This is a genomic window from Methylosinus trichosporium OB3b, from assembly GCF_002752655.1.
Classification (GTDB): Bacteria; Pseudomonadota; Alphaproteobacteria; order Rhizobiales; family Beijerinckiaceae; genus Methylosinus; species Methylosinus trichosporium.
In genome coordinates, this window is sequence record NZ_CP023737.1 from 806,284 (window position 1) to 819,980 (window position 13,697).

Below are 13,697 nucleotides of genomic sequence, written 5' to 3' on the forward strand. Positions count from 1 at the left end.
CGGAGGATCGCGATCCTTCGACCGCCCTACGCCCCCGCCCTCCCCGCGCAGGCGAGCGCAAAGGCCCATTCCAGCGCCACCTCCTCGAGCCGCTCGAACCGGCCGGAGGCGCCGGCATGGCCGGCCTCCATATTCGTGCGCAGCAGGACGGGGCCGCCGCCGGTCATGCGCTCACGCAGGCGCGCCACCCATTTCAGCGGCTCCCAATAGGTCACGCGCGGATCGGTGAGGCCGGCGAGCGCGAGAATCGCCGGATAGGCTTTCGCCGCCACATTGTCATAGGGCGAATAGGCGGCGAGCCGGTCATAGGCCGCGGCGTCGGCGATCGGATTGCCCCATTCCTCCCATTCGGGCGGGGTCAAGGGCAGATCGTCGCGCAGCATTGTGCTCAGCACGTCGACGAACGGCACGCCGGCGATGACCCCGGAGAACAGCTCCGGCGCCATATTGGCGATCGCCCCCATCAGCATGCCGCCGGCGCTCGCGCCTTGTGCGATGATCCCGCCCTCCTTCGCATAGCCTGCCGCGATCAGATGGCGCGCCGCGGCGATGAAGTCGGTGAAGGTGTTGGTCTTGTGCTCGAGCTTGCCGTTCTCGTACCAGCTCCAGCCCTTGTCGGTACCCCCGCGCGTATGGGCGAGCGCATAGACGAAGCCGCGATCGACCAACGACAGTGCATGGCTATCGAAGCTCGCCGACAAAGGATGCCCGTAGGCGCCGTAGCCATAGAGCAGCGTCGGCGCGCCGCCGCCGAGCGCGAGATCGGCGCGATGCAGCACGGTGACGGGAACCTCCACGCCGTCCGAAGCGCGCGCGAACAGGCGGCGCGTCACATAATTCTTCGGATCATGGCCCGAAGGGATCTCCTCGCGCTTCAGCAGCAGGCGCGCTCGCGCCCGCATGTCGTAATCATAGGTCTCCTCGGGCGTCGTCATCGAGGAATAGGTGAAGCGCAGAACCTCGGTGTCGAACTCGAGTCCCGTCTGCAGTCGCAGCGCATAGGCCTCCTCGGCGAAGGCGATGGCGTGCTCCTCGCCGCTCGCCAGCTCGCGGATCATGATGCGCGGCAGACCGTTCTCACGCTCGACCCAGGCGAGATGGCGCGCATAGACCGTGCCGACGACGATGAGACGCCCCGAAACATGCGGCACGACCATGCGCCAATCGGCGCGCGCGGCGCTCGTCAGCGGCGCGCGAAAAATCGCGAAATCCTCGGCGCCGTCGGCATTGGCGCGGATGTAGAGATCATCGCCATGCGGCTCGACGTCGTAACGCAGCTTCGGCTCGCGCGGAGCGACGAGCCGCGGCTTCGCATGCTTGTCGCGAATGTCGATCAGATGGCATTCGCTGGCGTCATGGCCGCGAATCGCGACAATGGCGAAGCGCCCGCAACGGCTGCGATCCAGAGACACGAACCAGGCCGGATCGCGCTCCTCGACGATCAGCGCGTCGCTCGCCGGATCGGCGCCGACATCGTGACGGAACACTTGCGCGGTACGGTGATTCTCATCGACGCGGACATAATAGAAGCTCGTCGAATCGGCGCTCCACACCATGGAGCCGTCGCTGTGCGTGACGACGTCCGGCCGGTCCTTCCCGTCCGCGATGGCGCGAGTGCGGATCGAATAATATTCCGAGCCCTTGTCGTCGACGCTCCAGGCGAGCTGCGCATGATCGGGCGAATGATCGATCTCGCCGATATCGAAGAAATGCGCCTCGCCCGCTTCTTCGTCGCCGTCGAAGAGAATGTGCTCCTCGCCGCCGCCGCGCGGCGCGCGGCAATAGAGCGTGTGCTCGCCCCCTTCGCGAAAACGCTCGAAATAGGCGTGCGGACCATCCGGCCACGGCGGCTCGCTGTCGTCCTCCTTGATGCGGCCGCGCAGCTCCGTTTGCAATTTTTCGCGCAGGGCGCCGAGCGGCGCGAGCGCCGCGTTGCAATAGGCGTTCTCGGCCCGCACCAGATCGGCGATGTCGGAAGGCAGCGTCGCCGGATCGCTCAGCACCTCGCGCCAGCTCTCGGCGGCGAGCCAAGCATAGGGATCATCGAGAACGCGGCCATGGGTGACGCGGCGGGTCGGCCGCTTCTCGGCGACCGGCGGGGTCGCTGCGGAAAGGGCGAAGGCGGTTTCAGGGGCGGATGCCGCCATTGATGTTTCCTCATAGGAAGGCCGTCATTGCGCGAGGAGCGAAGCAATCCAGAGCCCAGCCCGCGGCGCGGGTTGGATTCGCCTGCGGATCGCGACGACGGCCGCCGGTTTTCTCGGGCCATCGACCCGGAAGATAGAATTGAGGCGCGAGGATGTCTCGACTTCCTGCGCCGTGGCTGATAGGCATAGCGCGCGACGCAGGCTCCGACCAGGGGCCGCGCCGCTCTTGCCTTCGCCTTCGGCCGTCGCGCCGGGAGCGGACAAAAAAGCGCGGGCGCAAACCCGGGCATGGTGGAAACATCGGTTGAGGCAATGAGCAACGCGACGCTCGACGGAAAATCTATTTCTCCCGAAGACGCCTACGAACAAGCCGCGAAAATTCTGCAGGGCGCGAATTTTCCCCTGGTGGCCGGCCTCGGGGCCGACATCGCCGGGGCGCAGGCGGCGATCCTGCTCGCCGAGCGGCTGCGCGGCGCCTTCGATCATCTCGCTTCCCGCGATTCGCTGACCGATCTCGAGGTCTTGCGTTCGGCCGGCGTCTTCGTGACGACGCCGAACGAGGCCCGCGTGCGCGCCGACGTCGTGCTGCTGGTGGGCCCGGGCCTGCCCGGCTACTGGCCGGCGATCTTCGATCGGCTGGCGCTGGACAAAGAGACGGTCCACGGCGGCCGCACGGCGCGCAAGGTGCTGTGGATCGGGCCCAAGCGCAATGAGGCCAAGCTCGACGGGGTCGAGATCGAGACGATCCCCGCGACCGAGGCGGAACTGCCGGGCGTGCTGGCCGCTCTGCGCGCGCGCGTCGGCGGCCGCCCCGTGGCGCTCGGCGGCGCCGCGCTGAAAAAACTCGACGCCGCCGCCGAGACGCTGAAGGGCGCGCGCTTCGGCGTCGCCGTCTGGGCCTCCGCGGGGCTCGATGCGCTCGTCGTCGAGATGCTGCAGGGCATGATCGCCGAGCTCAACGCCACGACGCGCTTCACCGGCGTGCCGATCGGCGGGCGGGCGGACGCCACCGGCGTGCTGCAAGCCTCCGCCTGGATGACCGGCTTTCCGCCGCGCACGGGCTTCGGCCGCGGCTATCCCGAGCACGACACATGGCGCTTCGAGGCCGCCCGCCTCGTCGAGAGCGGCGAGGCCGACGCGGCCCTGTGGATTTCCGCCTATGACGGCGAGCCGCCGCCGTGGGAGGAGGCCGACATACCGCTGATCACGCTGGGGCCGCCGGGCGCCGCGCCCAAGCGCGGCCTCTTCATCGCGGTCGGCAAGCCCGGCGAGAGCTATGACGCGGTGGAGTTCGCGCAGGAGACGAGCTCGATGGTGTTGCGGCGGGCGAGCGCCCCGGCCGAGCTGCCGAGCGTCGCACAGGCGATCGCCGCCATCAGCGCCAAATTTTCGGAGGACCTGCCGTGCTGATCTCGCTCCGCGGCGGCCATGTCGTCGATCCCGTCAACGGCGTCGACGCCGTCGGCGATCTCTTCATCGAGGACGGCCGCATCGTCGCGCCCCCCGCCGGACGCACGCCGGACGTCGAGCATGACGTCTCCGGCCATGTCGTCATGGCCGGAGCCATCGACATCCATTCGCATATCGCCGGCGGCGGCGTGAACACGGCGCGGCTGCTGCTGCCGGAGGCGCATCGCGGCCATCGGCCGCGCCCCGCCAATACGCCGCTGTCGACGGCCGGCTGGTCGACCTTCGAGACCGGCCGCCTCTATGCGCAAATGGGCTACACAACGGTGATCGAGCCGGCGGTGTCGCCGCATCATGCGCTGCACGCCCATCTCGAGCTGGCCGACATCCCGATCATCGACAAGGGTTTCCTGACGGTGCTCGGCAATGAGGACTTTCTCCTCTCCGCCTTCCGCGACGGGGCCAGTCAGGACTCGGTCGTCGATTACATCGGCGCCACTCTGGAGGCGACGCGGGCGATCGGCGTCAAATGCGTCAACGCCGGCGGCGTCGACGCCTTCAAGCAGAACATCCGCCATTTCTCGCTCGATGATGTGGTGCCCGAGTATGGCCTCTCGTCGCGCGCCATCTTCCAGAAGCTGCAGCAGGCGGTGAACGCCACCAAGATTCGCCACCCGCTGCATCTGCATATGAACAATCTCGGCCTGCCCGGCAATGTCGAGACGGCGCTCGCCACCATCGACGCCTCGCAGGGCCTGCCGCTGCATCTCGCCCATGTGCAGTTCTACGCCTATGGAACCGAAGGCAAGAACGGCTTCTCCTCGGCGGCCGCGCGGTTCGCCGAGACGATCAACGCCAATAAGAATGTCACGGTCGACGTCGGTCAGGTGATGTTCGCCGAGATCGTGACCATCTCCTCCGACGTGATGAAGCAGTTCAACAGCCTGCCCGGCGGGCGGCCGAAGAAGGGCGTCATCTTCGATGGCGATTCGAACGGCCTCGGCGTCGTTCCTTACGCCTATCGGGTGTCGGACTTCTTCAATGCGGTGCAATGGGCGGCGGGCCTCGAGCTGTTCCTGCTCGTCAATGATCCGATGCAGGTGTTCTTCACCACCGACCATCCGAACGGCGCGCCCTTCACCACCTATCCGGAGGTGCTCGCGCTGCTGATGAGCGCCGACCGTCGCGCGCAATATTGCTCGCGGCTGCCGGCCGAGGTGCTGGAGCTCACCAATCTGCCATCGATCAAGCGCGAGTATACGTTCTATGAAATCGCGACCATGACGCGCGCGGCGCCGCGCCGGCTCTATGGTTTCGAGGATCGCGGCCATCTCGGCGCAGGCTCCGTGGCCGATATAGCGGTCTACAAGCCGCAGACCGACAAGGCCGCCATGTTCCGCAACGCGGCTTACGTGTTCAAGGACGGCAATCTCGTCGTGCGCGACGGCAAGGTCTCGCATTACACCAAGGGAAGGACGCTGCGCGTGCGGCCCGAATACGACCGGGCGATCAACAGCCGCCTCGACACTTATTACGATGGGCTCTACGGCCTGCCGCGCTCGATGTTCGAGGTGCAGGACGCGGCGCTGCCGGCGACCGCCGCCTTCTCGGAGGTCCCATGCCGCAGCTGATCCGCAAAGGAATCCGCATCGACGAGAGCTTCGCCGAGGCGTTCCCGATGACCGGGGCCGGCGTCGTCATCACGGCGCCGACCCGCAAATGGGCGCTGCAGGCGGCGACCACGATGACCGGCTACGCCACCTCGGTGATCGGCTGCGATTGCGAGGCCGGCATCGACTGCGAATTGGCCGGTCGCGACACGCCGGACGGACGTCCGGGCGTGCGCGTGCTGCTGTTCGGCTTCTCGCCCAAGAGCGTCGGGAAGGCGTTGGTCAATCGCATCGGCCAATGTGTGCTGACCTGCCCGGGCAGCGCCGTCTTCTCCGCCTTCGACGGCGAGGAGAAGATCAAGGTCGGCGATTCGATGCGCCAGTTCGGCGACAAATGGCAGATCTCCAAGGCCATCGACGGGCGCCGCTACTGGCGCGTGCCGGTGATGGATGGTGAGTTTCTGGTCGAAAGCCAGGTCGGCCTCACCAAGAAATCGGTCGGCGGCGGCAATCTGCTGATCATGGGCGAGGATTGGGCCAGCACCATGCGCGCGACCGAGGCGGCCGTCGAGGCCGTCCATGCGACTCCGGACGCGATCGCCCCCTTCCCCGGCGGCGTGGTGCGCTCCGGCTCCAAGGTCGGCTCCAAATATAAGGGCATGGGCGCATCGACCAATGACGCCTATTGCCCGACTTTGCGCGGCGCGACCAATAGCGCGCTCGACGCCGATATCGGCTGCGTGCTGGAGATCGTCATCGACGGCCTCACCAGCGAGGCTGTCTCGGCGGCGATGCGCGCTGGCCTCAAAGCCATTATCGCGCTCGGCCCCAAGACCGGCGCCAAGCGCGTCGGCGCCGGCAATTACGGCGGCAAGCTCGGCCCCTTCCACTATCATCTGAAGGATCTCGTGTAAGTGAAGCCGCTTCTCTTCACGCTGAAAGCCGAGCCCGACCAGCGGCTCGACCTCTCCGGCCTCACGCCGGACCGTCTCGTGCGCCGCACCGTCAAGGAGATCGAGGAGATTTCCATCGGCACGACGCGCAACGCCGTGAAGGTCGGCGATCTGTTCAAGGTGAAGCTCGGCGAGGCCACCTCGGTGCGCTTCGACGGCGGCTCCGACCGTTTCGACCTTCTCGGCGCCAAGCTCCTCCCCGGCTTCGAAATCCATGTCGAGGGCGATGTCGGCGCACAGCTCGGCCGCGCGGCCAAGGGCGGAACAATCACGGTGGCCGGCGACGCCGGGGCCTATGCCGCCTCGCAATCGGCGGGCGCGCATATCGACATCTACGGCCACGCCGGCGACTTCCTCGGCGCGCCGCTGGCGGGCGAGATGGCCGGCATGTCGGGCGGACGCGTGATTGTGCGCGGCAGCGTCGGGGCGCGTTGCGGCGACCGGCTGCGCCGCGGCATCATCATTGTCGAGGGCGACGCGGGCGACGACCTCGGCTCGAGGGCCATTGCCGGCACGATCATCGTGCTCGGCGAGGCGGGCGAGCGGATCGGCTATCTCAATAAGCGCGCCTCGATCGTGCTATCCGGGGAATACGACCTCGGGCCGACCTATGTCGATTGCGGCGCGCATAACCTCGGCTTCGCCAAGCTGTTCGCCAAATCTCTGGCGCAAGAGAGCCGCGGCGCCTCGCGCCTGCTGTCCGGCCGCCTGCAGCGCTATGCGGGCGACACGGCGGTGTTCGGCAAGGGCGAGATTTTGATTCCGGCATGACGCGGGGTGTCGAGGCGTTTCGACTACGCAGTCGGCTCTTTCCCATGAAGGGCCGCCGCGTCCGTTTCTCGAAAGCCGCCTCGACATTATCCTCCGGCACATGACCTCAATTGCTCGAGGAGAGCCGCGCTCACGCCAAGCTCATCCGTCGATGCGCCGACCAGCGCGAAAAACGATTCGATCGTCGCCTCATCCATGTCGATGGCGGCTTGCCGACCTGCGATCCTGTGCGTCAATTCGTTGAAACGCCGCAGCCGGGGTGGATCGACGACATCGTCGGTCCCAGCCAGATAAGTTCCCCGCGCGAGAATCGTGAGCGCGAGAATGGCTCGGCCGCACCAAGCGATACGCCCGTCGGTCGACATTTTCGAGAAAGTCTCGAGTTCCGCTCGCCATTCGGGGGACATGGTTCGCTTTCTCGAGTCCAACGATCCGCTTCGGAGATTTGCCCGAAGCGGACGCCCCGGAACGACGGAACACGCCAGAAATAGTCCTTATCCCCCAGATTGTTGCGCTGCAATCGGGAAACTTTTGCCGACACGCGTCCCAAAATGCCGAATTGCACGAGAAGGGCCCTTATGCTAATTCTCGGCCCAGCTCAAACCTGCCAGCTCATGCGGAAACAGCGAGAGAAGCAGGATGAGACAGCGCCCCGAAAGGGCGAATTCTTCAAATGGAGGAAGTGACATGGCCTGGACCGCTCCGGTGATCGTCGAAGTCTGCGTCGGCATGGAAATCACCAGCTACGAGTCCGCTGAGATCTAATCTCTCGGCGATATCCGCCCTTCGGAGGCGGCTGAATTTTCGAGCCGGTAAGAAGCCCGCTTTACCTCACGGATGCGGGCTTCTTACCGGCTCGCTCGTTCCCACGAGCGCTCAAGCGCGCGGGTTCGACAAGCGCGGCGCGGACGCCGCGCGAATCTTTTCACGGCTCGGGACGCCGACTGATCAATCCTGCGAGTCGGAGCCGCCGTGCGCCGCGCGGCGGTAGTGATAGAGCGACACGTGCAGATTCTGATTGCTCAGATCCTGGCCGGAGCGGTCAGGGTCGACGATCATCTCGACATAGAGATCGAGCGCGCCTCCAGGGCCGTCCTTCACCGCTATGCCTTCGACCTCGCGATCGCCCTCGGGCTTGGGCAGTTGGAACAATTCCTCCACCTTGCCGCTACGCAGATTGGCGCGATAGATCGACTGGGTCGAATTATCCGACGACATATAGAGCCAATCGCCATGGACCTTGGCGCCCTGAATGCTCTCGAGCGCCGTGTCCATCGTGATGACGCCGGTCCATTTCCACCCGGGCAGGCTATAGACATTGATCGTGTTGCCGCTCTGCCATTCCTTGCCATAGCCGCGATGCCGCTCGTGGTCGATCGCCACCCAGCTGGCGATATCCTTCTTGGGATTGCTCGGCGCGCCGGTCAGATCATAGGAGACGCCGGTGTAGCTGAGATCGCGCGCATTGAAGAGCGCGACATGGCCATTGGTGTAGCCATTCGTCGTATCGAGCGAGGCGTAGATGATTCCCTCGTGAACATCGATGTCGCCGATGTGATCGAATCCCTGCGCCAACAGCGCCGGCGGAATGCCGGGCGTCAGATTCGCGGGCAGCGAAAAGGACGAGTTCCTCTTCACCGTCTCGAACTTCCGATTGGCGATCTCCAGTCCATATTGCCAGGAGAAGATCCAGCGGTCGCCGTCGACGGCGATTCCCTGCGTGCGATAGAGCCCGGTGAAGGAATTCGCCGGCTTTTGCAGGAAGAACTGCTGCTCGTCGACCAGGACCCAGTCCTTCGCCTGTGGCGGCTGGCCGTGGTTCGGACCGTGACGGCGGTCGAAATCCAAGCGTCCTTTGCCGGCGTCGGCCGGCGCGGAAAAAGTGGCCGCGATCGCCAGAGCGAGCGCGGCGGTGAGATGAGCGCGCGTGACATGCATTGTGGTAAGCCCCCTTTTGGTTGCGCGAAAGAGGACTTAGCGACGTTGCATGACGTGTCTTTGAATCGGATGCGTCGTTTGTGCCGGGACGCGCGCCGCCGCCTTGCTCGGGTTTCGGCGGCGATGTAGCTTCGCCCCTGGCTCGCGGCGCGGAACGCGAGCGACGACCTCGGACGCGTTCCACCGACCGGGACGGGGCGCCGAGCGAGATGTCGAGGAGGCCCGTATGAACATCGTCATTCGCAGCGAAGGCGCCGATCGCGCGACCTATCGCTCGGCCGCATATCGCGTCATCTGGCGCTGGCATTTCTACGCCGGCCTCTTCTGCCTGCCCTTCGTCTTCGTGCTGACGATCACTGGCGCGATCTATCTGTTCAAGCCGCAGATCAACGCCTTTCTCGATCGCCCGTATGACCATCTGACGCTGGCCGGCGCGCCGAAATCGCTGGACGAGCAGGTCGCCGCCGCGCAGGCGGCTCTGCCGGACGCGCGCCTCACCGGCATCGAGCTGCGCGCCGACCGCCAAGACGCCGCGCGCGTGCTCTTCTCCAAGAACATCGCCGCCGCTCCCGCCGAAGAATTCACGAATTTCCGCGTGATGGTCAGGCCCGACACGCTCGAGATCCTGAATATTGAGGACGAGCGCTTTCGTCCCACCGAGCTCGCCCACGATCTTCACAGCGATATGCTGCTCGGGGCGCCGGGCCATATTCTGCTGGAGCTCGCCGGCGCCTGGGCGATCGTCATGATCGTCACCGGCCTCTATCTCTGGTGGCCGCGCGATTCGCAGAGCCTCGCCGGCATTCTCTATCCGCGCCTGTCGTCCGGCCGACGCCTGTTCTGGCGCGATCTGCACGCCGTCACCGGCTTCTGGGTCTCTTTCTTCGCGCTGTTTCTGCTGGTGACCGCCCTCCCCTGGACCACCGTCTGGGGCAAGAGCTTCCGCTATCTGCGCAGCGTCGGCGAGCAGGCGATGGTCAAGCAGGACTGGACCACCGGCCCCGCCGACAAGCAGGCGCAGCGCAAGGAGGGCTTTCAGCAGGCGGCCCCGGCGGCGAGCGCCGACCCGCACGCCGGCCATCACGGCCATCATGGCGGCGCGATGGCCGGCGGCCCCGCGCCGCTCGGCTTCGACAAAGCGGCGGCTGCCGCCGCCGCGCTCGGCCTCGCCGATCCGGTGACGATTGCCCCGCCGGCGGCGGGCAAGCCCAATTGGATCGTGAAGTCGACGACGCAGAACCGTCCCTTGCGGCGCACCGTCGAGCTCGATCCGACGAGCTTCGAAACGCGCAAGGAGACAGGCTTCTTCTCGTCGCCGCTGATCGACCGCGTCTTCGGCGTCGGCATCGCCGCGCATGAGGGCCAGCTGTTCGGCTGGGCGAACCAGTTGCTCGGCCTGCTGACCGCGATCGGCTATCTGCTGCTGGTGGTCTCCTCGGTGGTCATGTGGTGGCGCCGGCGGCCCCAAGGCGCGCTGGGCGCGCCGCCGGCGCTGTCCTCGGGGCCGCGGCTCGCGCCCTTCGTCGTCGGCCTCGTCGTCGCGCTCGGCGTGTTTCTGCCTACGCTGGGCCTCTCGCTGCTGCTCGTCCTGGCGACGGAACAGATCATCCGCCGCTTTCTCCCGGGCGCGAGCGGATGGCTCGGGCTGCGTCCGATTTGATCGCCGGGGCGACGCGAAATTCGCCGCGGGCGGCCTTGCTCTGCGTTTGGAAGCGCGACAGGATGCGCCCGCGCCGGAGCTCGCCGCTCCACGCTCAACCGGGAAGAAACGGCGGACCAAACATGAAGTTCTTCGCTCCCTTGTCTTTATCGGCGGCGCTCGCCGCCGCGACGGCCGCTTTCGCCGCCGGAGGCGACGCCTCGCTCCTCGCCGACGCCAAGCGCCTGTTTCAGCCATTGCCGGCGCCGCCGAGCGCGAAGAGCGATCAAGCCGAGCTCGGCCGGCGGCTGTTCTTCGAAAGCCGCGTCTCGGCCGACGGCAATGTGAGCTGCTCGCACTGTCATCTGCCGGAGCTGCACGGCTCCGACGGCCTGCCCAAGTCATTCGGCGTGATGGGCAAGGTCAATCCCCGCAATGCGCCGACGATCTTCGACGCGGCGCTGCAGTTCAAGGCGCATTGGCGCGGCGATCGCGAGACGATCGAGGAGCAGGCGCAAAAATCGCTGCTGGGCCCCACGAGCTTCGGCAACCCCGATTATGCGACCGTGATCGCCACGTTGAAATCCATACCCGGCTATCCGGAGCTGTTCGCGAAAGCCTTTCCGAATGAAAAGGATCCGGTCAACGAGACCAATTGGGGCAAGGCGATCGGCGTCTTCGAGCGCACTCTGCCCCTGCCGACTCGTTTCGACGCTTTTCTGAATGGCGACGCCAAGGCGCTGACCCCGGCCGAACAGACCGGTCTGCGCACATTCATCTCCGTAGGCTGCGCCGGCTGCCACGGCGGCGTGGGCGTCGGCGGCGCGTCCTTCGCCAAATTCGGCGTGGTCTCGGACTATTGGAAAGAGACCGGCGTCGAGACGCCCGATAAAGGACGCGCCGACGTCACCAAGAACGACGCGGACCTCTATGTGTTCAAAGTGCCGAGCCTGCGCAATGTCGCGAAGACCGCGCCTTATTTCCACGACGGCTCGGTCGCCGATCTGACGCGGGCCGTGCGCGTGATGGGCAAGACTCAATTGGGCGTCGATCTCTCCGACAAGGACGCCGCATCGATCGTCGCCTTCCTCGGCGCCCTGACGCAGCCGGTTCCGAACAATTTCTCGGCTCCCACTCCGCTGCCCGACGCCGCGGCCCATAAGTGAAGCGAGGCGGCGGCCCTGACTTCAGGGCCGCCGCGCGCCTCAAGTCTCTTCGTCGGTGTCGATATCCCCGTCGATGAGGCCGGAGACGTCGTCGTCCTCCTCCTCCTCGTTCTCGAGGAAGGTGTCGTCCTCCTCGACGGCGTCGTCGATCTCGACATCCTCGTCCACATCGATCGGATCGGCCTTCGATTCGGTCGCCTCGACCTCGTCGAGCGATACGATCTCGGCCCCCTCCTTCTCGCCTTCCGTCGTTTCGTCTTCCTCGGCGGCGCGGCTCACAATGCGCGTCGTCGCCACATGGAAGATCGCTCCACATTTGGGGCAGACGACCGGTTCCTTGTTCAGATCGAAGAATTTGACGCCACAAGACTGACATTGGCGCTTGGCGCCGAGTTCGGGTTTGGCCACGGTCCTTGCTTCCTCGATAGTGAGCGGCGTGGGAACGCCCGGTGGAGACGGGCGCTCGGGTTAGTGCGCTCCTCTGCGGCTGTCAAATGAGAAATCCGCTCGCGGCATGTCAAGACGATCGCCGCCATCGGCGATGAAAAACCCTTTGTCCACACGCGCAATCCCCTTGTCGACCGACGCACGCCCGCCGATCGTCACGTCGCCCATTGCCAAGCGCCTCACGACTTGGCATATCGGATGTGTCGCGGGTGTAGCTCAATGGTAGAGCAGCAGCCTTCCAAGCTGAATACGAGGGTTCGATTCCCTTCACCCGCTCCAGCTTCCGTCCGGCGACAGATCACGGATCATCATCGCTGCGCGCGGCGCCGCTTCCCGCTTTACCGAATATTAGGCAATCTCATCGATCCGGACGCGACTCGAGCTCCCAGGATCGACAGATCAGAAGCCGATATCCTCGATCTTGTCCAAATATTCCTGAGTTTCGACACAATCAATACATGAATATTTTGTCCGCGGTTGCTTCGGTTGCGCCGCGTTTCGGCGCCTTTCAATAACTCGTTAAGGTGAACGCTTCTAATTCGACTGAGCTCGGGCTCGGGCTTCGCGTCCCAGCCCGCAGAGCGAGAGCCGCCGGCGAATCGGCGCGCCGATCGTATCGGAGTTCAGTGCCATGAGACCCTTCCTGCTTTGCGCCCTTCTCGCTTCCGCCCTCGGGGGAGCGGCCGCCGAAGCCGCCGACCTGCCGCGCCGCAGCGCGCCGTTCGACGATTATTATTCGCCGCCTCCCGCCTTCACCTGGCGGGGGTTTTATGTCGGCGTCCATGGCGGCTACGGCTTCGGCGCCTTTCAGGACAACGGCCGCAGCCTGCTCGGCGAGCCCAACGGCTGGCTGGTGGGCGTGACCGGCGGCTACAACTACACCTTCGGGCCGAATTTTCTCATCGGCCTCGAGGCGGACTTCGACTTCAGCGGCGGCAAGGGCGGCGGCTCCCCGATCGCGGGCGTCGTTGGCAGCAGCGGCGTCGACAATATCATGACGCTGCGCCCGCGCGCCGGCATGATCTTCGACCGCGCTCTCGTCTATGTCACGGGCGGCTTCGCCGGGGTCGTCGCCTCGGGGACGGTCGGCAATGTCTACAACGGCTTCTTCGGCCAGCAGTCGCAATATCTCTCGGGCTGGGCGCTCGGCGCCGGCATCGAATATGGCCTCGCCCCCAATCTCTCGGCCAAGGCGGAATATCTCTTCACCTCGGTCGGCGGCGAGCGCTATTTCGAGTTCACGCCCAATGCGCTGACGTCGACTCTCGACACGTCTCTGGTGAGAGGCGGCTTCAACTATCACTTTTGAGGGCTTCGGTCCGCGCTCCGAATTCGGGTCGACGATCAGGCATAGTTTCAGCGTATGGCCGCGCTTGTCGACGAGCGCGGCCATCCACCCGCATGTCGCGACGTCTCGGCGTGGAGACGCGCGTCGAGCACGTGCATGACGCGGCTGTACAGGAATTGTCGACCTCGAGTCGGCGCCCTGCGGGTCGCTGGCGGCAGCTTGACGCTCACGACGCGCCCGCTTAGCGTCCCATCGGTTTTCTCATGCAGCGCGTCATTCGCTCGACCTTCTCCGGAGGCGTAGTCGGCCTCGGGTCGCATGGGTTCCGAGA

General features: G+C 65.7%; 13 protein-coding genes and 1 tRNA gene. 9 read left to right on the plus strand and 5 right to left on the minus strand.

The window, feature by feature from the left end:
• Positions 1 to 26 precede the first annotated feature (26 nt).
• Positions 27 to 2,147, minus strand: a complete 2,121-nt coding sequence (locus tag CQW49_RS03830; protein ID WP_003610449.1) for a S9 family peptidase — start codon at positions 2,145 to 2,147, stop codon at positions 27 to 29.
• A gap of 312 nt (positions 2,148 to 2,459) precedes the next feature.
• On the opposite strand from CQW49_RS03830, the gene CQW49_RS03835 reads away from it, so the two are divergent.
• Genes CQW49_RS03835 through CQW49_RS03850 form a run of 4 tightly spaced genes read left to right on the plus strand, consistent with a single transcriptional unit; the run spans position 2,460 to position 6,888 of the window.
• A complete protein-coding gene (locus tag CQW49_RS03835; protein WP_003610448.1) occupies positions 2,460 to 3,557 on the plus strand; it encodes a molybdopterin-binding domain-containing protein in 1,098 nt (365 codons plus the stop codon).
• Positions 3,551 to 5,185, plus strand: coding sequence for a formylmethanofuran dehydrogenase subunit A (locus CQW49_RS03840; protein WP_003610447.1), 1,635 nt, complete (start codon positions 3,551 to 3,553; stop codon positions 5,183 to 5,185). Before CQW49_RS03835 ends, CQW49_RS03840 begins: the two co-directional genes overlap by 7 nt.
• A complete protein-coding gene (fhcD, locus tag CQW49_RS03845; RefSeq protein WP_003610446.1) occupies positions 5,173 to 6,078 on the plus strand; it encodes a formylmethanofuran--tetrahydromethanopterin N-formyltransferase in 906 nt (301 codons plus the stop codon). The genes CQW49_RS03840 and fhcD overlap by 13 nt, the downstream gene beginning before the upstream one ends.
• Positions 6,079 to 6,888: a formylmethanofuran dehydrogenase subunit C gene (locus tag CQW49_RS03850; protein WP_003610444.1), complete on the plus strand. Its 810-nt coding sequence runs from the start codon at positions 6,079 to 6,081 to the stop codon at positions 6,886 to 6,888. It abuts the gene before it with no gap.
• Between the two features lie 86 nt (positions 6,889 to 6,974).
• Here CQW49_RS03850 and CQW49_RS03855 read toward each other — a convergent pair whose 3' ends face one another.
• Positions 6,975 to 7,253, minus strand: coding sequence for a hypothetical protein (locus CQW49_RS03855; RefSeq protein ID WP_155931325.1), 279 nt, complete (start codon positions 7,251 to 7,253; stop codon positions 6,975 to 6,977).
• Positions 7,254 to 7,575: 322 nt separating this feature from the next.
• Between CQW49_RS03855 and pqqA the strand changes: the two genes are divergently transcribed.
• Positions 7,576 to 7,653: a pyrroloquinoline quinone precursor peptide PqqA gene (gene pqqA / locus CQW49_RS26275; protein ID WP_099831855.1), complete on the plus strand. Its 78-nt coding sequence runs from the start codon at positions 7,576 to 7,578 to the stop codon at positions 7,651 to 7,653.
• Positions 7,654 to 7,836: 183 nt separating this feature from the next.
• On the opposite strand, the gene CQW49_RS03865 is transcribed toward pqqA, so the two are convergent.
• On the minus strand, positions 7,837 to 8,826 hold the full coding sequence (locus tag CQW49_RS03865) for a hypothetical protein (RefSeq protein ID WP_003610439.1): 990 nt from the start codon (positions 8,824 to 8,826) through the stop codon (positions 7,837 to 7,839).
• A 226-nt stretch (positions 8,827 to 9,052) separates the two neighbouring features.
• Between CQW49_RS03865 and CQW49_RS03870 the strand changes: the two genes are divergently transcribed.
• Both CQW49_RS03870 and CQW49_RS03875 read left to right on the plus strand, forming a co-directional pair.
• Entirely contained in the window at positions 9,053 to 10,486 is a 1,434-nt protein-coding gene (locus CQW49_RS03870) for a PepSY-associated TM helix domain-containing protein (protein ID WP_003610438.1), read from the plus strand.
• A 122-nt stretch (positions 10,487 to 10,608) separates the two neighbouring features.
• Entirely contained in the window at positions 10,609 to 11,631 is a 1,023-nt protein-coding gene (locus tag CQW49_RS03875) for a cytochrome-c peroxidase (RefSeq protein WP_003610435.1), read from the plus strand.
• Between the two features lie 39 nt (positions 11,632 to 11,670).
• On the opposite strand, the gene CQW49_RS03880 is transcribed toward CQW49_RS03875, so the two are convergent.
• Both CQW49_RS03880 and CQW49_RS24330 read right to left on the minus strand, forming a co-directional pair.
• Positions 11,671 to 12,039, minus strand: coding sequence for a TIGR02300 family protein (locus CQW49_RS03880; RefSeq protein WP_003610433.1), 369 nt, complete (start codon positions 12,037 to 12,039; stop codon positions 11,671 to 11,673).
• A 60-nt stretch (positions 12,040 to 12,099) separates the two neighbouring features.
• On the minus strand, positions 12,100 to 12,246 hold the full coding sequence (locus CQW49_RS24330) for a hypothetical protein (protein ID WP_155931324.1): 147 nt from the start codon (positions 12,244 to 12,246) through the stop codon (positions 12,100 to 12,102).
• Between the two features lie 37 nt (positions 12,247 to 12,283).
• Between CQW49_RS24330 and CQW49_RS03885 the strand changes: the two genes are divergently transcribed.
• Positions 12,284 to 12,357: transfer RNA gene (locus CQW49_RS03885), tRNA-Gly, on the plus strand.
• Between the two features lie 352 nt (positions 12,358 to 12,709).
• Positions 12,710 to 13,387, plus strand: coding sequence for an outer membrane protein (locus tag CQW49_RS03890; protein ID WP_003610431.1), 678 nt, complete (start codon positions 12,710 to 12,712; stop codon positions 13,385 to 13,387).
• Positions 13,388 to 13,697 lie beyond the last annotated feature (310 nt).

Excerpts from the sequence above, each read along its gene's own strand:
- fhcD (WP_003610446.1), top strand. The coding sequence starts at position 5,173 with ATGCCGCAGCTGATCCGCAAAGGAATCCGCATCGACGAGAGCTTCGCC.
- CQW49_RS03875 (WP_003610435.1), top strand. The coding sequence starts at position 10,609 with ATGAAGTTCTTCGCTCCCTTGTCTTTATCGGCGGCGCTCGCCGCCGCG.
- CQW49_RS03870 (WP_003610438.1), top strand. The coding sequence starts at position 9,053 with ATGAACATCGTCATTCGCAGCGAAGGCGCCGATCGCGCGACCTATCGC.
- CQW49_RS03830 (WP_003610449.1), bottom strand. The coding sequence starts at position 2,147 with ATGGCGGCATCCGCCCCTGAAACCGCCTTCGCCCTTTCCGCAGCGACC.
- CQW49_RS24330 (WP_155931324.1), bottom strand. The coding sequence starts at position 12,246 with ATGGGCGACGTGACGATCGGCGGGCGTGCGTCGGTCGACAAGGGGATT.
- CQW49_RS03835 (WP_003610448.1), top strand. The coding sequence starts at position 2,460 with ATGAGCAACGCGACGCTCGACGGAAAATCTATTTCTCCCGAAGACGCC.
- CQW49_RS03855 (WP_155931325.1), bottom strand. The coding sequence starts at position 7,253 with ATGTCGACCGACGGGCGTATCGCTTGGTGCGGCCGAGCCATTCTCGCG.
- pqqA (WP_099831855.1), top strand. The coding sequence starts at position 7,576 with ATGGCCTGGACCGCTCCGGTGATCGTCGAAGTCTGCGTCGGCATGGAA.
- CQW49_RS03890 (WP_003610431.1), top strand. The coding sequence starts at position 12,710 with ATGAGACCCTTCCTGCTTTGCGCCCTTCTCGCTTCCGCCCTCGGGGGA.
- CQW49_RS03865 (WP_003610439.1), bottom strand. The coding sequence starts at position 8,826 with ATGCATGTCACGCGCGCTCATCTCACCGCCGCGCTCGCTCTGGCGATC.